A 22,269-nucleotide genomic window follows, 5' to 3' on the forward strand; every position below is an offset into this window, starting at 1 on the left:
GCAGAGATGCTCATGCCATGCGAGCTTTTACCTAAGCAATAACGTTAACTTTTTTCACTGGCGTGGTAATATGCATATTAACAAGGTAGTTACAAGTTGATAGCATTATGTCTGTAAAAATCCTGATTGCTGACGATCATCCGTTGTTCAGGGCCGCAATGTGCCATGCACTTAATAGCATCGAGCACATTTCGCTTGTAGAAACGTCCACCTTTCCTGATACCCTTAACTGTTTATCGTCAAATGACGATATTGATATACTTTTCTTAGACCTTACCATGCCTGGCAACGAAGGATTAAATGGCCTTGCCGAGGTGCATGCGTTACATCCCGACGTGTTGGTTGTTGTGATTACTGCGCAGGAAGATTGCGACGTTATGGCTAAGTCGTTTGCGCTGGGTGCAAGCGGTTTTATTCCTAAGTCAGCCTCTGTCGATTGCATTATTGACGCGGTTAATACTGTACTTGAAGGTGAGACTTGGGTTCCTGCCACATCACAAATGTCATCAGGCGGGCTGAATACGTCCGCGGGTCTTGATGATAATAGTAGTAGCAGCGACGATGATTTTACTCGCCGATTGAAGCAACTCACGCCTCATCAGCTTAAAGTACTTCGCATGGTATCAGACGGTTTGCTTAATAAGCAGATTGCCTACGAGCTAGCAATTTCAGAGTCCACTGTTAAACAACATGTGTCAGCCGTATTAAGAAAGCTTGGCGTGATCAATAGAACCAAGGCTGGCATAGCGTTTAAAAATGCGATGCATGTTTAGCGCTCTGATTGTATTAAGGTTTAACGAATATTTTGTAGGTATAGAAGACGCAACAGCAATGTGTTAGCGTATCTTAGGATAATTTAAAAATAAAAACTTTGTATTTAATAAAAAGGACTTTTATGAAGCGTTCTGCACTATTAATTGCTTTATTTTTCCCTCTCTTTTGCCGCGCAGCAGCGACCCATTGGACCGATTTTACACTCGATAGAGGCCACGTATTTTTACCTGTAACCATAGAAGGTATAGAGTCTCGCGTCATGCTCGATTCCGGCGCGCAGATAAACAGTATCAATAAAGCATTCATTGGAAAACATGACCTTGAGTTAGATGGCGGAAGAGCGGTCAATATTCAGGGGGTATATAAAATTGAGAAGCGAAGCACATTTAACAATGTGAAGGTAAATATATTTGGCTCAGATTTCGAGCTTGACAGTTTGGTCGAAGGGAATCTGGGCCATCATTCAAACGGTCTGCTTTTAGGGGCAAGCTTTTTTCAAAATTTTATTGTTCAATTAGACTATCCCAACAAAAAAATGAGACTGGTAACTAGAGACAGCGTAAATATGTACGATGTGGCTAATGTTCGCACTGTGGTACAGCAGGGAAGTGGAATGCCTATTGCGGAAATTGAAATTAACGGTAAAGCACATTGGCTTCTTATTGATACAGGTAATTCGGGATCACTGTTTGTCGACAGAAAAGTGGCGTCTAGAGTTGGTCTGTTAGATAAAGTTGAGGCGTCGTCAGAATCTTTTGGAGTAAACGGTTCCGGTATTAATGAGATAGCAACAGCTGACACTGTCAAATTTGGGCCGTATGAGATCAGTGATGTTAAGGTGAGTTTTCCTGGTGAGGGTCAAAAGACACACATAGAAAGCCAATACAAAGAGTTAGGAAGCAGACTTGGTGGTAAAAAAGTGGTTGGACTCATTGGTTATGACCTGTTGAAAGACTTTGTTATTACCCTAGAATATAGCACCGCGAAAATGCATATTGGATTGCCAGAGTAGTTATTTTTCAAGACCTTGTTTCAATAAACGCTTTAGCGCTAGCGGTTTTACAGGTTTCGGTAAGTAAGCCATACCAAGTGAAGCCGCTTCCTCCCGAACTTTATGACTACGATTAGCTGTAATGAGTAGCGTGAAATGGAACGAAAAGCCGTTTTGAATGAGTACGTCTGCGCATTCAATGCCTTTCTCACCTGCATTAAGGTGATAGTCTGCAATTAGTACGTCAAAATTTTTTCTAGTAGGTAGAGTATCCTGCTGTCCTTTAACCCAAGAAACCTCAGCTCCCCAATCTCCTAGCAACGAACGCATTGCTGCTGCGACCTGATCATCATTCTCTATGAGCAATATAGAGCAACCAAGTAAAAAAGCAGAAGGCGAACTGACATTCGGTTCAGCATGTTTTGCTAGCGGCAAAGCTGAGGTATGAGCAATATCTTGTTGGTTGTATGGCTCACATTTCTGCACTAAATCTAGATGAATGGAGAAACAGCTTCCTCTCCCTAGAGTTGACTCTAGGGATATTTGATGGCCTAACAAGCGGCATATTCGTTCGACTATCGTTAAACCTAAACCGATACCTTCACTACTATTTGGGTTATCTAACTGGTGGAATTCACTAAAAATGTTTTGTTGCTCATCGGCGGCGATGCCATTACCGGTATCACAGACTACTATACTTATCTTTTTAGACTTTTCGATGTTTTCGTTTGAACAAACTGCTCTTCTTACACCGATTACTATCTTTCCCTTTGACGTATAGCGAACGGCGTTGGACAGTAAATTTTGTACAACTCTTCTCAATAAATTTTTATCGCTATATACAAATAAACTTGAAGGTAAGTAGCTAAGGCTGAGTCCCTTTTGTTCAGCAATAATTCTGAATTCTTGAGCCAATGAAGATAAGATTTCATTCAAAGGAAAAATACTTCTTTGAACTTTTAATACACCAGCGTCTAGCTTGGTTATGTCCAGTAACATTGTAAGTATACTCTGAGCACTATCAAGCGAGTTGACGACTCCTTCTGACAGAACTGCCAATTCACCGCCTTCGGTTTTTTTATTAAGCATTGAGGCAAACAGTGCCGCCGCATTGAAAGGTTGCATTAAGTCATGGCCGGCAGCTGCGAGAAATTTTGTTTTACTCTCATTTGCCAGCACTGCCTGACGCTTAGCCTCCTCTAACTCTGCGGTGCGTATAGCCACCCGTTCCTCCAACTCTAATTTTGAGTTTTCGAGCTGCTGCTGAATCGCGATGTACTCGGTTATGTCACTGTAAGTAGTCACATATCCACCACCAGGTAACGGAGCGCCGTTTAATTCTATTACTTTTCCATCAGGTTGTTTTCTTATGAATTTGTGGCGACTACCATCCAACATAAAACTAACGCGTTTATTAATTTCAGACTGAATAGTGATAGATTCGGGCTCTATATTAGCGGAACTAAATAACCCTCGCTTGGCGTTGAAATTGAGTATTTCAGTGATAGACATGCCTGCTTTGAGAAATCCCTTGGGATAGGCAAAAAGCTCTACGTATCTGTCATTCCATGCCAGTAACTGTAGCTTGTCATCAAGTACACTTATTCCTTGCTCGATATTTTGCACAGACGATTGAAGTACTTCATGGTTGAATTGAAACGATTGGGACGCTTCTTCTACCCAATCAACCAGTTCAGGCAAGCTATCACTGCCGGTATCAGCAATCGCGCCCAATAAAATTCGCGCACTCGGTGCTCCTATTTGGGCGGCAAGCAGTTTGTTCACTCTGTCAATAAGAGCCTGACTGGCATATCCGCTGCTTGCGGCGCGGTTAACATCCACAGAAAGCTGCTGCACAAGTTGACTGTGAGTACTGGTATCAAGAACACGCTCGGTAAGCGCTATTAAATCACGGACTTTTACCAGTAGGTGAGGAGCACCGTCATGTGGTGTTTCTACATTATTCTCGTTAGCGCCACGTTTTGATGTGATCAGCGCTACTGCAATAAAGGTTATGCAGTTGGCCATTAATGAATAAGCAAATCCAAGGCCTAGAGCTTGGTCAGTAGGTACTGGGTCAAAATAGTAGCTAGACATTAAACTGGGGTAGAGCAGAAATACAGCCCAACAAATAAAGCCTACTAGCAATGCGCAAATCGCTGCAGCTTTCGTACTCCGTTGCCAGTAAATACCAAACATAAGTGCAGGCATAGATTGCCCCAATAAAGCAATGGCAATCACGCCGCTTTTCACTAAAGGCGCAGCTTGGCTAATATTTAAGTGATACCACAGTGCGATGCTAAGTACGATTAAAACGGTAAGCCGCCGGATTGAAAGAATGTTGCTCGGCTCCATAGAGCGGTTAGGTGACGTTTTCAGTCGCGCCTTTAGCCAAAGTGGCGTGACCACATTATTGGAAATCATGATCCCGAGGGCTAAAGTAGCTACAATTACCATGCTGGTGGTAGCCGATAATCCCCCAATAAAAGCAAAGCCGGAAAGAGCAATGTTGTCGGTCGATAGGGGCAGGGCAAGTACGTAGGCATCTGAACTTGTTGTTGATGGAAGCAGCATTTTGCCGGCAAGGGCGATGGGGATAACAAACAACGTCATACCGAGTAGATAGAGTGGGAACAACCACCTTGCAGTACGAAGCTCGCTCTCACCGTTTTGCTCGACAAAATTCATATGAAACTGCCTAGGTAGTACGAACATGGAACAAACGCCAAGAACTACATGTGATGCATAAACCCAGGGTGCGCTATCAGCGTAAATGACCTCCCTGGCACTGTCATTTGACGAGGCGTTAGAAACTAAATCTAAGACGCCATCGAATAAAAAGAAGCAAACAAAAACGCCTACTGCCAAAAGCGCCACAAGCTTTATCACCGACTCGAAAGCAATGGTTAGAAGTAATCCAGGATGCTTTTCCGTCAAGTTTAGCGTACGCGTACCAAAAGTTATGGCAAATATGGCCAGTAAACTTGCTACGTAAATACTCAACCAAGGTGTGCTTGATTGTGGCTCTGCGGTAAGCAAATTTATCGATTTCGTAATGGCGTCTAACTGCAATGCTATATAGGGCACAACGCCAAAAAAGCATAGCAACGTGATAAGTGCGGCGATTAGATGAGAGTGTTGGTACTTGAGTGAGATGAGGTCAGCTAGCGAACTAATGTTGTGCTGCTGGCATAATCGACTTATATGAAGCACTACAGGAAAGGCAAATGCCATGGTGAGCATAATGCCTAAATAGGTGGGAATAACTGCCCAGCCATATTGGGCAGCCTGCGACGTGGTGCCGAAGAAAGCCCAAGATGTACAGTGTACGCCAAGTCCTAGGCTATAAAGCACAGGATGCTGCCGATTATCGCGCAAATGCTTGTCGCCCCAAAATGCTAATGCGAAAAGCGCGAGAAGGTAGAAACCGACGATAGTGCCCACCGTCCAGATACTTAGCATAGGTAGTCCGTGTAGTAGAGAGTTCGTGCAGTTGGACGCACAAATTAATTCTCTCGAAAACTCATTTTATTCATACGTTTACATTAACACGGTTTTCACATGTGGCACATCTCTGAATTTCCTCACATAAATTCAGTTATTGGTAGAAGTGAAGGGCTAATTGGCCCCCCGTGATGATTAGGGAAAAGAAGGGAGAATAGGCTTTATTCTCTATCTATATTTATTGCTCAAAGCGGGAGCGATAAAGCACATAAGGTGGCTTAGCATTACCTAGCCCTTGGCTGAAAGCTGGGTGCTGATAAAGCGGATCCTGGGTAGTTTATGTATTAAAACTTAAATTCTTCAGTATTTTTTAAAATCATCCACAAAATTATTGTGGTTACCCTTGATCGCCTTAAAACTAGCCCCATAACTAAGCGCAACGAAGTTATTCCCAGTAATTTTAATGTTATTGGGCATCGCCTAATTAAGAAAAACGTTTGGAGGTAGGCATGAGCGATAATCGCGACGTGCAGGCAGAACAAGAAAACACAGTAGATGAGACTGTAATTAATGCTGATGAAGCGCAGGTAGAAGCATCAGAAGCAGAAGGTGTAGAGCTAGACGAAAATGCACAGCGCATTTACGAACTAGAAACCGCACTTTCTGAAGCGCAAGCAACGATTAAAGAACAGCAGGATGGTGTACTTCGCGCGCGCGCAGATGCTGATAACGCACGTCGTCGCGCTGAAGGCGAAGTAGAAAAAGCACGTAAATTTGCGCTTGAACGTTTTGCTGGCGAATTGCTTCCGGTTATCGACAACTTAGAGCGCGCTATCGAAATGACCGATGGTGACAATGAAGCTGTGAAGCCGCTATTAGAAGGTGTGGAAATGACCCACAAAACTTTCTTAAGCACTATTGAGAAATTTGGATTAAGCCTTATTAATCCGCAGGGCGAAACCTTTAACCCTGATTTGCATCAGGCAATGTCTATGCAAGAAAGTGCAGATCACGAGCCAAATACAGTAATGGCGGTTATGCAGAAAGGTTATCAAATTAATGGTCGTTTGCTACGCCCTGCCATGGTTATGGTATCGCGTGCGCCAAGCGGCGGTGTGGATACGCAGGCCTAAGACGCTTTTTGCGACGAACACACAAAAATGCCAGTTTTTTTACTGGCATCTATTGAAAAGACGGGGAATAACCCCACTAAAAGTACAGTATTAAGAAAATCATTCGGAGACACGAAATGGGTAGAATCATTGGTATCGATTTAGGTACAACGAATTCATGTGTCGCAGTTCTAGACGGCGACAAACCTCGCGTAATTGAAAACGCGGAAGGCGATCGTACAACCCCTTCAATCATCGCTTACACAAACGATGGTGAAACACTTGTAGGTCAATCAGCGAAGCGTCAGGCAGTAACTAACCCTGAAAACACCTTATTCGCTATTAAGCGTCTAATTGGTCGTCGCTTCCAAGATAAAGAAGTACAGCGCGACATCGACATCATGCCTTTCAAAATTGTAGGTGCTGATAACGGTGATGCGTGGGTAGAAGCAAAAGGCGAAAAAATGGCGCCTCCTCAGATTTCTGCTGAAGTACTTAAGAAAATGAAAAAGACCGCTGAAGACTACCTTGGCGAAGAAGTAACTGGCGCAGTTATTACTGTTCCTGCTTACTTCAACGATTCTCAGCGTCAAGCAACAAAAGACGCGGGCCGCATCGCAGGTCTGGAAGTTAAGCGTATCATCAACGAGCCTACTGCTGCTGCTCTTGCCTATGGTATGGACAAGAAGCAAGGCGACAACGTTGTTGCAGTTTACGATTTAGGTGGTGGTACCTTCGATATCTCTATCATCGAAATCGATGAAGTAGACGGCGAGCACACGTTTGAAGTATTAGCGACTAACGGTGACACACACCTTGGTGGTGAAGACTTCGACAACCGTGTTATCAACTACCTAGTTGAAGAGTTTAAGAAAGACCAAGGCATCGACCTTCGTAAAGACCCGCTTGCTATGCAGCGTCTTAAAGAAGCCGGTGAAAAAGCGAAAATCGAACTTTCTTCTTCACAACAGACTGAAGTTAACCTGCCTTACATCACTGCTGATGCAACAGGTCCTAAGCACTTAGCGATTAAGCTTACTCGTGCAAAACTTGAGTCATTAGTTGAAGATCTAGTTAAGAACTCGCTTAACCCACTTAAGCAAGCACTAGCTGATTCAGATCTATCTGTAGGCGACATCAATGACATCATCCTTGTTGGTGGTCAAACGCGTATGCCGCTAGTACAGAAGTATGTAACTGAGTTCTTCGGCAAAGAGCCACGTAAAGACGTTAACCCTGATGAAGCGGTAGCAGTAGGTGCGGCAATCCAAGGTGGTGTACTTTCTGGCGATGTTAAAGATGTACTACTTCTAGACGTTACGCCTCTGTCTCTAGGTATCGAGACAATGGGTGGCGTAATGACTGCGCTAATCGAGAAGAACACGACTATTCCAACGAAGAAGTCACAAACGTTCTCGACGGCAGAAGACAATCAGTCTGCGGTAACAGTACACGTACTACAGGGTGAGCGTAAGCAGTCGAGTGGCAACAAGTCTCTTGGTCAGTTCAACCTTGAAGGTATTCGTCCAGCTGCGCGCGGTGTACCGCAAATCGAAGTAACCTTCGACCTAGATGCTGACGGTATCCTACACGTGTCTGCGAAAGATAAAGACACAGGTAAAGAGCAGAAGATCACTATCAAAGCTTCTTCAGGCCTAAGCGATGAAGAAGTAGAAAAAATGGTAGCTGACGCGGAAGCGAACAAAGAAGCTGATAAGAAGTTTGAAGAGCTAATTCAAGCGCGTAACCAAGCTGACGGTATGGTTCACGCCACACGTAAGCAGCTTGAAGAAGTTGGCGATGCACTAAGTGCAGAAGACAAAGCGCCAATTGAAGAAGCGCTTACTGCACTTGAAACTGCAGTTAAAGGCGAAGACAAAGCAGAAATCGAAGCAAAAACGCAAGAACTTATTCAAGCGTCTAGCAAGTTGATGGAAGCGGCGCAAGCTCAACAAGCAGCTGGTGGCGCGGAAGGTGCTGAGCAGCAATCTTCTGGTAAAGCAGACGATGACGTTGTTGACGCAGAATTTGAAGAAGTGAAAGACGACGATAAAAAATAAACTGTTGTGATTAGCCCGGTGCGCCGGGCTGTGTAAGCAGTTCAGGCGCAACAGGACATTCTTGTTGCGCCTTTGTTGTGTAAATAACTTGGTGTAAATAGCCTGGGGTTATTGAGAACTTAATCAGGTTATTTTCACAACAGTCAGATGTAGATTCGATAAGCATTATAAGCTTGTCGACAAAAAGTAGGATATGTAAACGATATGTCGAAACGAGACTACTACGAAGTACTCGGGGTAGATAAAAGCGCAGGCGAACGCGAAATTAAAAAAGCGTACAAAAAGCTTGCGATGAAGTATCACCCTGACCGTACGCAAGGCGATAAAGGCCTGGAAGATAAGTTTAAAGAAATCCAGGAAGCCTACGAAATTCTGTCAGATTCGCAGAAGCGTGCTGCATACGACCAATACGGCCACGCGGGTGTTGATCCAAACCGCGGTGGTGGCGGCTTCGGTGGTGGTGCCGACTTCGGCGATATTTTTGGCGATGTATTTGGCGACATTTTTGGCGGTGGTGGTCGCGGTGGACGTCAGTCTCGCGCGCGTCAAGGTTCAGACCTTCGCTATAACTTAGAACTAAGTCTTGAAGAAGCGGTTCGCGGTAAAAGCGTCGATATTCGTGTACCGACTTTGGTTGAGTGTGACGTGTGCGATGGTTCTGGTGCGAAGAAAGGCTCTTCACCTAAAACCTGTCCAACCTGTCATGGAAACGGCCAAGTTCAAATGCGCCAAGGCTTTTTTGCTGTGCAGCAAACCTGCCCAACGTGTTCAGGCAAAGGCAAAATCATTGAAGATCCTTGTAACAGCTGTCATGGGCATGGTCGTAAAGAAAAGACCAAAACCCTTAACGTTAAAATTCCAGCTGGCGTGGACACAGGCGATCGTATCCGTCTTTCTGGTGAAGGTGAAGCGGGTGAAAATGGTGCGCCGTCAGGCGACTTGTACGTTCAGGTTCACGTGCGTGAGCATGAGATCTTTAAGCGCGACGGCAACAACCTATACTGCGAAGTTCCTTTAAGCTTTACGACCGCTGCTTTAGGCGGTGAGCTGGAAGTACCAACATTAGACGGTAAGGTGAAGCTGAAAATTAGCGCCGAAACGCAGACGGGCCGTATGTTCCGTTTACGCGGCAAAGGCGTCAAATCAGTACGCAGCGGCGCCATGGGCGACTTGATGTGTAAAGTTGTGGTTGAAACGCCAGTAAACTTGTCATCGCGCCAAAAAGAGCTATTGCAAGAGTTAGAAGAGTCTATGGGCAAAGCGTCGAGCAAGCACAGCCCTAAAGCGCAAGGCTTCTTCGACGGTGTCAAAAAATTCTTTGATGACTTAACTAACTAATTAGATATGCCATTATCATTGGTTCTATTTTAAAGCCCTCATTCAGAGGGCTTTTTTATGCCTAAAAAGTCGTTCAACAAGCTAATGATACTGGACAAAATTTGTTGCGAGCAAATTTGAATGACTGTCCGAAACTGCCCTGTGGTGGGACTTTACAGATGTTTTTTGGTGTCTTAGATTGGGATTAATCTCTCCACTACGTCAATTCACCGTTATATTTCTTGCGCTGGCACAAACTATTCGTCACGATAGACTTATAAGTAAAAGATTAGATATTTGCATACGTATTTTGTAGATATAACCAACTCAAACAAAGGGAACAGGCATGAAATTTTTCAATAAAGCGATTATCGCTGCGGCAACGGCAGGTGTGGTAGTGTCAACATCAGTAGCAGCTGATGTGACACAAGCGTCTTCAGAAAAACACGCTAAAGCGGCTACGCAGTACCGTCAAGCAGTGTTTCAGCTGGTACGCAGCAATATGGGGCCGCTTGGTGGAATGGCAAAAGGCGCGCTACCGTTTGATGAAAGCGTTATGGAAACCAACGCAGTACGTCTAGAACAGCTTGCTGATATGATGGGTGATTATCTTTCCGTTGATACACGCAAGTTTGACGTTGAAACCGGTGCTAAAGATAAAATTTGGGACAATTTCTCAGATGTTGAAACAAAAGTGATGGCGCTTAAAACTGCTGCACAAGGCTTACAAGCGGCAGTTAAAGCGGGCGATGAAAGTGCGTATCGCGGTGCTATTGGAAAAATAGGCGCAAGCTGTAAATCGTGTCACGACGATTATAAAAAAGATTAAGTAATCAAATATCTTTAAGGCGCTTCTTTTTTCCATTTCATTTTTTCTTTCTTACAACGTGGAACGGTGGAGCGCCTTTTCAGTAAATAGTCCTTACTTCTTCTCTTAATAACTTCGCCTAATGTCTGAGCATTTATTTAAGTGAAATTGCTGGAATAATATACGGTGGTTGGCTATATTTCAGAGCATGTCAACACGTCGCTTGTCATTAAAAACAGTTAATTTAGCAATTAGAATGTTGATGAAACCTTCCATAAAGGTGAATTAAAACATAAGCTACACAGGTAAATAGAAGGTACACAAGGAATGCTGCCTTTACTCTACTAACATCATGTGATGTCACTATTTTTAAATTAATGGATTATTAAAAGGTTTGCTTAGATGGATTTACGCAGTGAACGCATGTTATCGACAGTACGAACCACGCAGCACAACTTCGCTGCGCTTCTCACTGAGAACAAAACGAAAGCGCACGCCCTTTGCATTTTATTAGCTTCAATAAATCAAAATAGCGGTCGAGCTACGATTGTCGCAAGCGATACAAATCATTCATTAGATGATGCCCAAAGCATTGTATTTCCCACTCACGTTTTGCTTATGTTTCCACTTACGCACTTGAGTGCGCCTATTCCATGCAGTGAATTTGAGTTGCCAGACTCCCTCAAGCAATATTGCAACCACCATATTGTGGTGGCAATGATACGTGATGTTCAAGGTGAGGTGATAGGCGCTTTACTTACCTTTGTGCAACACAATGTGCTGAATGCCCGACAACACGCGCTTATTGATATCACGCGGCAAAAGGTAGAGGTGAGTTATCAGTATGAGCTAGTAAGACACCCTTACTCCGATAAACTGTCTGAGCAGCTTTCCCTTTTAGAAAAAGTGAGTTCAATCTCTAAGGTGGGCGCGTGGGAGATTGACAGATTTACAGGTAATTTTTCCTCAACTGCGGTCATGAAACAGTTCTTGGGCTTGCCACAGATTAGAAATGTCAGCCTCCGTGAAGTCCTTTCGATGATAGCGCCGAGCGATAAGGTAACGCTAAAGCGTAAAATAATAAAAGCGTTGAAGGGTGACCGTCAGTTTTCTATGCACTTTAACTTCCGAGATAAGCAAGGGCAAACAAAAAGTATTAAGCTTTCCGTATTTCTACAAATTGAAAAAAGTAAACGCCAAGGCTTCAAGATAGCGCGCTTCTATGGCACGGCTCAGGATGAAACTGATATTCAACGACTTTCTGAGTCGCAACATAACTATACGAATTATCTGGCCACATTGTTAAACAGTGTTGATAGCGTAGTGTTATGTATAGATGAAAATGGGACTATTTTGTCAGCCAATGATCATCTTTCTAGCGTTTTAGGTTTCGAACCTGACGAGTTGATAGGGCAGGACGTAAGATTGATTTCCACAAAAGTGCAAAATAGCGATAGCCTCTCTTTGTTTTCGAATCTTAGTGCAGTTTTTAAAACCTGTGCTGAAAAACGAGATGTAAGGGAATGCTTGCGGCATAAGAGTGGCAAGCGCATTTCATGCGAAGTGAGCTTAAAGCCTTGTGTCATTGATGGGCAGCGGCTTATGGTAGCTTCCATTAGAGACGTGTCATCCCATCACTTCGAGTTAGAGCACTTTAAGCAACTAGCGCTATCAGACGCGGTAACAGGTCTTCCTAACCAGCACCAATTTGAGCGTTATCTTGGCGAGAAAGGGCGCTTAACGAGTTCATCTGAGCCTCTCTCGCTATTTATGTGCGTAAATATTTGCAACTTTAACGAGTATGAAGAAGCATTTGGAGAGCCAACTATTGATTACATATCACGTATTTTAGCTAGCCGGTTCGTTCGAGTATTCGAAGATAAAGGCAGTTATAAAGCGCGTGTATTCAAATGCGGTAGGGGCGCATTTTTTCTTCACATTGACCAGTGTTTTAGCGAAGAAGCAGATGCGATAAGGGTTGCAAAAAACTACGCAAACCAGCTGCAAGAGCATGTTCTGCTGCCAATCACGCTTCATAACAGCCTTCTAACAATAGAAACGCAAACAATTAGCTGTACTTTGCCTACTACGCATTTTTCGTTTAAAAAAATACGTGAGACGTTAGCGCACAAACCTCGGCGCGTAATTAGCGACCAACCACCGAGTGCAAATGATTATATTCATATCAAAGCAAGCGATGTCGAACGTTACAGCTACGTGAAGCGTTCATTGGGAAGAGCAATCTCCAATGACGAGCTATTTATCGAGTTACAACCTCAATATGATGGGCTAAATAATGTTATCAGCTCTGAAGTACTATTAAGATGGAACCACCCACATCTCGGCGTAGTCAACCCCGCTGAATTCATTCCAATTGCAGAAGAGAATGAATACATTGCTGAATTTGGCCTATGGGTTTGCAATGAAGCATGTAAGTTGTTGAAAGATTGTCAAACTCAGCATATCGACACCAAGTTATCCATCAATATCAGCGCTAAGCATTTGGCGAGAGCTGATTTCGTTGGCAAGTTTTTAGCGATCGTAAACAAATGGCAAGTACCGCACGAAAGTTTAACGCTGGAATTGACAGAAGGCGCGTTAATAAGGGGGGTAAGTATCATTCAATATCGTGTAAGAGAGCTTGCTGAACAAGGTTTTTCCCTATCAATCGACGATTTTGGAATAGGAGAATCAAACCTTAATTATCTTCAAGATTTACCTATTAAAGAGTTGAAGGTTGATAAGGTGTTTATTGAAGCGATGGAAGGTTCAGAACAGAAAACACTCTTAGTAACAAGTATTTGCAATATGGCCAAAGCACTCCATTTGAATACAGTAGCAGAGGGCATTGAAACCACTGGGCAACTCGACCAAGCTAAAGCGTGCGGTTGCAGTGCTTTTCAAGGTTTTTATCTTGATAAGCCCATGAGCATTAGCGATTGGCGTGACAGGTTAGGGCATAATTCGCAATAGCGTTCTATGTAAATATTTCGCGCCCGAATTGAAAATAAAAGTTTAATATTATGTAAATCATGTGGTTATAAAGTCTACGCCTGAAGTCTTATAACCATATTGTCGTGAACTGAAGTAGGTTGAACATAAACCCTACTCAGGACATGGTTATGACTTATAAAAATGAATACATTGCCTCTACACAGCATCCCGATGAGTTTTGGTTAAAACAGGCTAGCAACATTGCCTGGTTCGAGCCTCCCTTAAAAGGCTGCCAAGCGACAGATAATGGCTACTATGACTGGTTTCGGGGTGGTCAACTCAACACATCGTACCTAGCGCTAGATCATCACGTAAAAAATGGGCGAGGTGAAAAGACTGCCCTGATATATGATTCACCGGTCACACAGACAACGCAATACTTTACTTACAATGAATTACTTTCACAGGTTGCTGCATTCGCGGGCGGACTTTCGACCTTAGGGGTGTCAAAGGGAGATAGGGTCATTATTTATATGCCTATGATCCCTCAAGCAGCAGTTGCCATGCTTGCTTGTGCTCGTCTTGGTGCAATTCACTCGGTCGTATTTGGCGGTTTTGCCGCAAATGAACTTGCCGTGCGAATTGATGATGCAAAACCTAAAGTCATTGTAACCGCATCTTGCGGCATCGAGGGAACTAAAATACTTCCTTACAAACCTCTTGTTGATGAAGCCGTATCGTTAGCCAGCCATAAGCCTAGCGCTTGTGTTTTGTTTCAGCGAGAGCAGCTAACGGCAAAAGTAGACGAGGAGACCGACCATGACTGGAATACATTGGTAGAAAATAGTACACCAGCCGCACCCGTCGCGGTTGACGCCACCGATCCACTTTATGTGCTTTATACCTCGGGAACTACCGGCAAGCCAAAAGGTGTGGTGAGGGATAATGGTGGGCATGCTGTCGCGCTTCACTATTCTATGGGTGCTATCTACGGCATTAGTGAGGACGACGTATTTTGGGCAGCGTCAGATGTAGGCTGGGTTGTAGGCCATTCCTACATTGTTTACGCGCCGCTGATTAAAGGCGCTACTACTGTGCTTTATGAAGGAAAACCCGTCGGCACACCTGATGCTGGTGCGTTTTGGCGTATGATCGAAAACCATAAAATCAATGTGCTTTTTGCTGCCCCCACAGCGTTTAGAGCAATCAGGAAAGTAGATCCAGATGCTGAGTTTTTTTCCAAATATGATACATCTAGCCTACGAACATTGTTTATGGCAGGTGAGCGACTAGATCCTCCTACCTATTATTGGGCACTTGAAAAAATAGGTGTACCAGTCATCGATCATTGGTGGCAGACAGAAACAGGTTGGCCCATTTGTTCTAACCCAATGGGGTTGGAACCCATGGACACCAAGCCCGGTTCTTCCAGTGTTCCTACACCTGGCTTCAATGTAAAAGTGTTAAAAGGCCCCAATGAAGAACAAACAACGGGAGAAAAGGGGGCGATAGCAATTAAATTACCGCTACCTCCGGGCTGCTTATCAACAATCTGGCAAGACCATCAGCGTTTTAAGGACGGCTATTTACGTGAGTTTGATGGATACTACAGCACTGGCGATAATGGCTATGTGGACGAAGATGGTTATGTGTTCATCATGGGGCGCACTGATGACGTCATTAACGTTGCAGGGCACCGGCTTTCAACAGGAGAGATGGAAGAGGTGTTAGCTGCACACCCTGCCGTCGCCGAGTGCAGTGTAATTGGTGTGAATGATGCACTCAAAGGTCAACTACCCGTTGGGTTAGTATTGTTAAAAGATGGGGTTTCAGTTGATGAAAAAGAATTGGAGAAAGCCCTCGTTCAACGTGTACGTGACGCCATTGGACCTGTAGCGTGCTTTAAACGAGCAATTGTTGTGGAGCGACTACCTAAAACTCGCTCTGGTAAAATTCTACGGAAACTGCTCCGTCAAATTGCAGCGAACGAGACGGTATCTGTGCCATCGACGATTGATGATCCCGCCAGCGTAAAAGAAATTGAGTCCTTAATGCGTCAAAAAGGTTTGGTTGAAGTATCAAACTCACTTAATTGTGAGGCTTAGTTTTTAACTGCTGAAGTGGAGATGGTTTGGGCCTGTGGACGCTATGTCTAAGGCCCTTGCACGCCAAGCTAATAATAATATTCTTCTATTTCTGGGGTTGGCGGATAAACTTCAATTGCTACATATACAATAGCTGCGGCGAGTAATGCGACGACAAGTGCGCTAATTAATCGAGAGCCAGTAATGCCCACTGTTTTTGACACCTTTTTTCCATGTACCATAGCTGGCACCAATTTTTGCTTCTTATAAATGCCATAAAAAACGACAGCGGCAATGTGAAGAGTAATAACATAGAGCAATAAGTCGAAAGCAAGGTGGTGAAGAGAATTCATCAGCGCTAATGTTTGTTCATCTGCCAGCGGTCGGTAGGGACCATCTAGAAATATATCGTCCGTCATAAACAAGCCAGAAATTGCTTGAACCGCTACTAAAACAAGCATTATGACAACAAACCAGCCTCCTAATGGATTGTGCCCGATTGAAGGCACTGAGTCTTTATCAAACAAGGTTTTCATGTAGCGGATAACTTTTCGCGGGCCTGTAACAAAGCTGCTGAATCTAGCGTACTGCGTTCCCACAAAACCCCATAAAATCCTGAAGATAACCAGGAATAGGGTGAAATATCCAATATAGAAATGCCACTGGATTGCATTTTCTAACCATTCGGCTGTGGCGTACTGGGCCAATAGACTTGAAACAAGAAGCCAATGGAAAACGCGGGTGGGAATATCCCAAACGAGTACTTTCTGCATAGTATTTTTATTTACATTGAAAATAGTAATAAGTGACTACAGCGTCACTCAACCAGGCTAAGAAAACAAGCCTGATGAGCGTCGAAGTGTGTATATTTATCGAAAATATCTATCGAGTCTGGGGAGAATGAATTTTAGTGTGTGAAGAGTGCAAACAGTGCATAAACTTCATCGAATTGTCTTTAGAACAATGTTATCTGAGCCTATACCCACGCTTTTCCGTGAATTAATACTGGACTGTATAGAAGCCAAGCGTTTTCTACGTTTGTTGTTATGCGTATTTATTATGAAACTCACATTGCAATAGTGGGGGTATTTGGCAAAATGCGTGCTAGTTGAAGGCAAATAAAAGTGTAATACGAATAATGAAAGTAGGATTGTTTGGCGCCAATGGGCGCATGGGGCGTGTTCTTGTTGAAGCACTTGATTTAAGTGATGATGCAGAACTCAGTGTTGCAACAGTGCGTGACGATTCTCCATGGGTCGGTTTAAACGTAGGCGAGCTCGCAGGTATTGGTAAGAAAAACATCGATTGCTCGGCGCTATCTGACTTGAGCGGAAGTGACGCCGACGTGATGATCGATTTCACATTACCTTCTGTTATTGAAAGCAATCTAGCGTGGTGTGTCGACAACAACATGCCTGTAGTTATTGGGACCACTGGTCTCAACGACAGTCAACTTAATGCGTTAGATGAGGCGGCTAAACATATCCCAATTGTTTTTGCGGCAAATTATAGCGTTGGCGTAAACCTTATGTTGTCACTCGTTCGACAGGCGGCGAGCGTACTAGGTGAAACCGCAGATATCGAAATTACTGAAGCCCATCACAGATTTAAACAAGATGCGCCATCAGGTACAGCAATGGCAATAGGCGAAGCAATTGCCGATGAATTGGGCAGAGATTTAAAGTCATGTGCAGTTTATGGACGTGAAGGCAAAGAGCCAGAGCGAGACCAAGGGACCATTGGTTTTGCGACAATTAGAGCTGGTGACATTGTAGGTGAGCATACCGCGCTATTTGCAGACATAGGTGAGCGATTAGAGATAACCCATAAAGCGTCAAGCCGCTTAACCTTTGCTAAAGGTGCAGTGCATGCAGCAAAATGGTTGTATGGTAAGCAACCTGGTCTATACTCCATGGTTGATGTACTAGAATTGAAGCTTTAAATGGCTATCTGTTACCCTGTAAGAAGCAAGCTAACGTTAGTGCGTTACTAAAGTGTTAAACTAAAGTTGCATTATAAATGAGCAATAAGCCGTACTTTCAGTGGTTCTGCGCAAAAAAGGTGGTATAAGCGTTATTTTAGTAAATTATTACAAATAAATTTGCCATTTTCGGTCAGTAATGTATACTCGCCGGAATTTGCCAGAATTTCGTATTCTGAAGCTGTCAAACCGGCTGAAGAGTGCGGTTTTATTAGCTGCAAAGATCGTAAAACGGGATGTATTGTTATCAATAACTCCCGTTTTTTGTGGGGTTTGTGCAAAAAAATGCGCAAACACATAGTTATCCTTAATCTGGAGGTTGACTTGGCTAATTCTGCCCTTTTGGTGTTAGAGGATGGTTCTGTTTTTAAAGGTACGGCGATAGGCGCTACTGGCTCCGCCGTCGGGGAAGTTGTTTTCAATACTTCCATGACCGGCTATCAAGAAATTCTCACCGACCCATCCTACGCTGAACAACTCATCACCCTTACTTATCCACATATTGGCAACACCGGAACTAACGAAGAAGACGTCGAAGCAGATAAAATCTGGTCGAAGGGTCTGATAATCCGTGATTTACCTCTTGTTGCTAGCAACTTTCGTCAACAGCAAACACTGTCTGAATACCTTAAAGCGAAAGGCGTTGTGGGTATTGCTGACATTGATACACGTCGCTTGACGCGTATCTTGCGAGACAAAGGTGCACAAAACGGCTGCATTATATGCTCTGATGAATTAGACGAGTCTAGCGCCCTAGCGCAAGCAAAAGCTTTCCCAGGTCTTAAAGGCATGGATTTAGCAAAAGTCGTAAGCATCACTGAACCAAAAACATGGACAGAAGGTAGTTGGGAACTTGGCAAAGGTTACGTAACGCCAAGTGAAACTAAGTACCATGTTGTAGCATACGATTACGGTGTGAAAAACAACATTCTTCGCATGCTAGCTGACCGCGGTTGTAAAGTGACTTTAGTTCCAGCGCAAACGCCTGCCGAAGACGTGCTAGCCATGAATCCAGACGGCGTATTTTTGTCAAATGGACCAGGCGATCCAGAGCCATGTGACTACGCAGTTAACGCAATTAAAACCATCGTTGAAACCGGTACGCCAGTATTCGGTATTTGTTTAGGTCACCAGTTACTTGCTATTGCAAGCGGTGCCAAAACAGTGAAGATGAAGTTTGGTCACCACGGCGCAAACCACCCCGTTAAAGACCTAAAGCGCAATGTAGTTATGATCACCAGCCAAAACCACGGTTTTGCTGTGGATGAGTCTAGCTTGCCAGATAACCTAGAAGTAACTCACATTTCGTTGTTCGACAAGTCGTTGCAAGGTATCCATCGCACCGACAAGCCTGCGTTTAGTTTCCAGGGTCACCCTGAAGCTAGCCCAGGTCCTCATGAAGCGGCGCCGTTATTCGACCACTTCATTGAACTTATTGAACAACACAAGCAGTAGGAATTAGCCCGCTATGCCAAAACGTACCGACATAAAAAGTATTCTTATCATTGGTGCTGGCCCTATTGTTATCGGCCAGGCTTGTGAATTCGACTATTCAGGCGCGCAAGCGTGTAAAGCCCTTCGCGAAGAAGGCTACCGTGTTATTTTGGTTAACTCTAACCCAGCAACCATCATGACCGACCCAGAAATGGCAGATGCAACATACATCGAGCCTATCCACTGGGAAGTAGTTCGCAAGATCATCGAAAAAGAACGTCCAGATGCCATCTTACCTACAATGGGTGGTCAAACTGCACTTAACTGCGCATTAGAGCTCGATAAGCACGGTGTGCTTGAAGAGTTCGGTTGTGAGCTTATCGGTGCAACGGCAGACGCTATCGATAAAGCGGAAAATCGCGAACGCTTTGACAAAGCAATGAAAAACATTGGCCTTGAATGTCCACGTGCAGAAATTGCGCACAGCATGGACGAAGCCCATGATGTCCTTAGCCGCATCGGTTTTCCTTGTATTATTCGCCCGTCTTTCACCATGGGTGGAACAGGCGGTGGTATCGCTTATAACATTGATGAGTTCAATGAAATTTGTACCCGCGGTCTCGACCTTTCTCCAACCAACGAACTACTCATCGATGAATCGTTACTAGGTTGGAAAGAATACGAGATGGAAGTAGTACGCGATAAAGCAGACAACTGCATCATCGTATGTACTATTGAAAACTTCGACCCTATGGGTGTTCACACCGGTGACTCAATCACTGTTGCTCCGGCACAAACGTTGACCGATAAAGAATTCCAAATAATGCGTAATGCAGCCATGGCTGTACTACGTGAAATTGGCGTTGAAACCGGTGGTTCAAATGTACAGTTCGGTGTAGACCCGAAAACGGGCCGTATGGTTATCATCGAGATGAACCCACGTGTATCTCGTTCTTCTGCGCTTGCTTCAAAAGCAACGGGTTTCCCAATTGCGAAAGTAGCGGCGAAACTTGCGGTAGGTTACACGTTAGATGAATTAGCGAATGACATTACAGGTGGCTTAACGCCAGCGTCGTTCGAGCCTTCTATCGACTACGTCGTGACTAAGATCCCACGCTTTAATTTTGAGAAGTTTGCCGGTGCTAACGACCGATTAACTACCCAAATGAAGTCGGTAGGTGAAGTGATGGCCATTGGTCGTAACCAGCAGGAATCACTTCAAAAAGCCCTTCGCGGTCTGGAAGTGGGTGCGACAGGCCTTAACCCTATGGTTGACCTTGAAGACCCTGAATCACGCAATAAAGTGGTTTATGAACTTCGCCAACCGGGTGCAGAGCGTATTTGGTACATCGGTGATGCATTTCGTATGGGCATGACGGTTGATGAAGTATTTAACCTTACGAATATCGACCGCTGGTATCTTGTTCAACTTGAAGATCTTATTCTTCTTGAAGCGAAAGTAGCTGAACTTGGCTTACCGGGTATCGATGCTGACTTTATGCGTGCACTTAAGCGTAAAGGCTTCTCAGATGCGCGTCTTGCTGAATTAACAAAAGTGGCAGAGAGTGATATTCGTGAAACTCGTCGTGGTTTTGGTATCTCTCCAGTCTACAAGCGTGTAGATACCTGCGCCGCAGAATTTTCTACCAGCACAGCTTACATGTACTCTACGTATGACGAAGAGTGTGAGGCTGCGCCAACTGATAAAGACAAAATTATGGTATTGGGCGGTGGCCCTAACCGTATCGGTCAAGGTATTGAATTCGATTATTGCTGCGTTCACGCAGCGCTTTCAATGCGTGAAGACGGTTACGAAACTATTATGGTTAACTGTAACCCTGAGACGGTGTCTACCGACTATGACACGTCAGATCGCCTATACTTCGAACCAGTAACTCTTGAAGACGTGCTTGAAATCGTTGCTAAAGAGCAGCCAAAAGGCGTTATCGTGCAGTATGGTGGTCAAACGCCACTTAAGCTTGCCCGTGCTCTCGAAGCCGCTGGCGTTCCAATCATGGGTACATCGCCAGAGGCGATTGACCGTGCGGAAGACCGCGAACGTTTCCAGCAAATGGTTAACAAGCTTAATCTTAAGCAGCCAGCGAATGCTACGGTAACTAACGTTGAGCAAGCGCTAACTATGGCCGAAGAGATTGGCTTCCCGCTGGTTGTTCGTCCAAGCTACGTGCTTGGTGGTCGCGCGATGGAAATCGTTTACGACATCAAAGACCTTAAGCGTTACTTGAACGAAGCGGTAAAAGTGTCTAACGACGCGCCAGTATTGCTAGACCGATTCCTTGACGATGCTATCGAAGTTGATATCGACGCAATCTGCGATGGCAAAGAGGTTGTGATTGGCGGCATCATGGAACACATTGAACAAGCGGGTGTTCACTCTGGTGACTCTGCCTGTTCATTACCTCCGCATTCGCTTTCAAAAGATATTCAGGATGTGATGCGCGAACAGGTAAAAGCCATGGCCCTTGAACTTGGCGTTGTGGGCTTGATGAATACCCAGTTTGCGATTAAAGACGGTGAAGTATACCTTATCGAGGTTAACCCTCGTGCAGCGCGTACGGTGCCATTCGTGTCTAAGGCAACGGGTGTTCCATTAGCGAAAGTCGCAGCACGCGCCATGGCTGGCGTTAGCCTTGCTGAACAGGGTGTAACGGAAGAAATTATTCCTCCTTTTTACTCTGTGAAAGAAGTAGTACTTCCGTTTGCTAAGTTCCAAGGTGTTGACCCACTGTTAGGCCCAGAAATGCGTTCTACTGGTGAAGTTATGGGTGTTGGTGATACTTTCGAAGAGGCATATGCTAAAGCGAATTTAGGCGCAGGTGCACCTTTGCCTAAAGAAGGTAAAGCGCTTATCTCGGTGCGTGAAACCGACAAGCCCAAAATCATCGAACTTGCTAAGGCGCTGGTTGCCGCTGGCTTCAGCATTGAAGCAACGCGCGGTACGGCAACTACTTTGTACGATGCAGGCATAATGAGCACGGTGGTTAATAAACTATCGGAAGGCCGCCCAAATATTGTTGATGCCATTAAGAACGGCGAATACGCCTACTTGATTAATACAACAGAAGGTCGTCAAGCTATTACCGATTCGGTTTATATTCGTCGTGAAGCCTTGGTGAATAAGGTAACTTACACCACCACGATGAATGCAGCATTCGCTACTATTCGAGCTAAGTCTGCCGATGACCGTAATAAAGTAGCTTCAGTTCAAGAACTGCACGCTAGACTTAAACACTAATGACATAAGCTAGGATACGAGGTATCCTAGCAATATTACATTTGTGTGAACGAATAAAAAGTGCGCCTTCGCGG

Annotated in this window: 13 protein-coding genes; 11 read left to right on the forward strand and 2 right to left on the reverse strand. The window is 44.4% G+C overall.

What is annotated here, in order from left to right:
- The first annotated feature begins 107 nt into the window (after positions 1 to 107).
- Both C6Y39_RS14785 and C6Y39_RS14790 read left to right on the forward strand, forming a co-directional pair.
- Complete coding sequence (locus C6Y39_RS14785) at positions 108 to 773, forward strand: response regulator transcription factor (RefSeq protein ID WP_105931995.1); 666 nt, start codon at positions 108 to 110, stop codon at positions 771 to 773.
- Positions 774 to 895: 122 nt separating this feature from the next.
- A complete protein-coding gene (locus C6Y39_RS14790) occupies positions 896 to 1,786 on the forward strand; it encodes a retroviral-like aspartic protease family protein (protein ID WP_105931996.1) in 891 nt (296 codons plus the stop codon).
- Here C6Y39_RS14790 and C6Y39_RS14795 read toward each other — a convergent pair whose 3' ends face one another.
- Positions 1,787 to 5,227, reverse strand: a complete 3,441-nt coding sequence (locus C6Y39_RS14795; RefSeq protein WP_105931997.1) for a PAS domain-containing hybrid sensor histidine kinase/response regulator — start codon at positions 5,225 to 5,227, stop codon at positions 1,787 to 1,789.
- 491 nt (positions 5,228 to 5,718) lie between these two features.
- Between C6Y39_RS14795 and grpE the strand changes: the two genes are divergently transcribed.
- The 6 genes from grpE to C6Y39_RS14825 all read left to right on the forward strand — a co-directional run bounded on the left by grpE (position 5,719) and on the right by C6Y39_RS14825 (position 15,545).
- Positions 5,719 to 6,342, forward strand: coding sequence for a nucleotide exchange factor GrpE (grpE, locus tag C6Y39_RS14800; RefSeq protein ID WP_105931998.1), 624 nt, complete (start codon positions 5,719 to 5,721; stop codon positions 6,340 to 6,342).
- Between the two features lie 116 nt (positions 6,343 to 6,458).
- Positions 6,459 to 8,381 (forward strand): molecular chaperone DnaK, encoded by a 1,923-nt coding sequence (gene dnaK / locus C6Y39_RS14805; RefSeq protein WP_105931999.1) that lies wholly within the window; start codon positions 6,459 to 6,461, stop codon positions 8,379 to 8,381.
- A 204-nt stretch (positions 8,382 to 8,585) separates the two neighbouring features.
- The gene (dnaJ, locus tag C6Y39_RS14810) at positions 8,586 to 9,719 is read left to right on the forward strand and encodes a molecular chaperone DnaJ (RefSeq protein WP_105932000.1); all 1,134 of its coding nucleotides are present in this window, start codon (positions 8,586 to 8,588) and stop codon (positions 9,717 to 9,719) included.
- 325 nt (positions 9,720 to 10,044) lie between these two features.
- Positions 10,045 to 10,527 (forward strand): c-type cytochrome, encoded by a 483-nt coding sequence (locus C6Y39_RS14815; protein WP_105932001.1) that lies wholly within the window; start codon positions 10,045 to 10,047, stop codon positions 10,525 to 10,527.
- Between the two features lie 381 nt (positions 10,528 to 10,908).
- A complete protein-coding gene (locus C6Y39_RS14820) occupies positions 10,909 to 13,479 on the forward strand; it encodes a GGDEF domain-containing phosphodiesterase (protein ID WP_105932002.1) in 2,571 nt (856 codons plus the stop codon).
- 149 nt (positions 13,480 to 13,628) lie between these two features.
- The gene (locus C6Y39_RS14825; protein ID WP_105932003.1) at positions 13,629 to 15,545 is read left to right on the forward strand and encodes a propionyl-CoA synthetase; all 1,917 of its coding nucleotides are present in this window, start codon (positions 13,629 to 13,631) and stop codon (positions 15,543 to 15,545) included.
- Positions 15,546 to 15,613: 68 nt separating this feature from the next.
- On the opposite strand, the gene C6Y39_RS14830 is transcribed toward C6Y39_RS14825, so the two are convergent.
- Positions 15,614 to 16,297 carry a cytochrome b/b6 domain-containing protein gene (locus tag C6Y39_RS14830; protein WP_105932004.1) on the reverse strand — a complete coding sequence of 228 codons (684 nt, stop codon included), beginning with the start codon at positions 16,295 to 16,297 and terminating at the stop codon, positions 15,614 to 15,616.
- A 365-nt stretch (positions 16,298 to 16,662) separates the two neighbouring features.
- Here C6Y39_RS14830 and dapB point away from each other — a divergent pair, with 365 nt between their 5' ends.
- The 3 genes from dapB (at position 16,663) to carB (ending at position 22,195) form a co-directional block, all read left to right on the forward strand.
- Entirely contained in the window at positions 16,663 to 17,466 is an 804-nt protein-coding gene (gene dapB / locus C6Y39_RS14835; protein WP_105932005.1) for a 4-hydroxy-tetrahydrodipicolinate reductase, read from the forward strand.
- A gap of 363 nt (positions 17,467 to 17,829) precedes the next feature.
- Positions 17,830 to 18,960: a glutamine-hydrolyzing carbamoyl-phosphate synthase small subunit gene (gene carA, locus C6Y39_RS14840; RefSeq protein WP_105932058.1), complete on the forward strand. Its 1,131-nt coding sequence runs from the start codon at positions 17,830 to 17,832 to the stop codon at positions 18,958 to 18,960.
- A gap of 13 nt (positions 18,961 to 18,973) precedes the next feature.
- A complete protein-coding gene (gene carB / locus C6Y39_RS14845; protein WP_105932006.1) occupies positions 18,974 to 22,195 on the forward strand; it encodes a carbamoyl-phosphate synthase large subunit in 3,222 nt (1,073 codons plus the stop codon).
- Positions 22,196 to 22,269: the final 74 nt, after the last annotated feature.

It is taken from the genome of Alteromonas gracilis (assembly GCF_002993325.1).
Lineage (GTDB): Bacteria > Pseudomonadota > Gammaproteobacteria > Enterobacterales > Alteromonadaceae > Alteromonas > Alteromonas gracilis.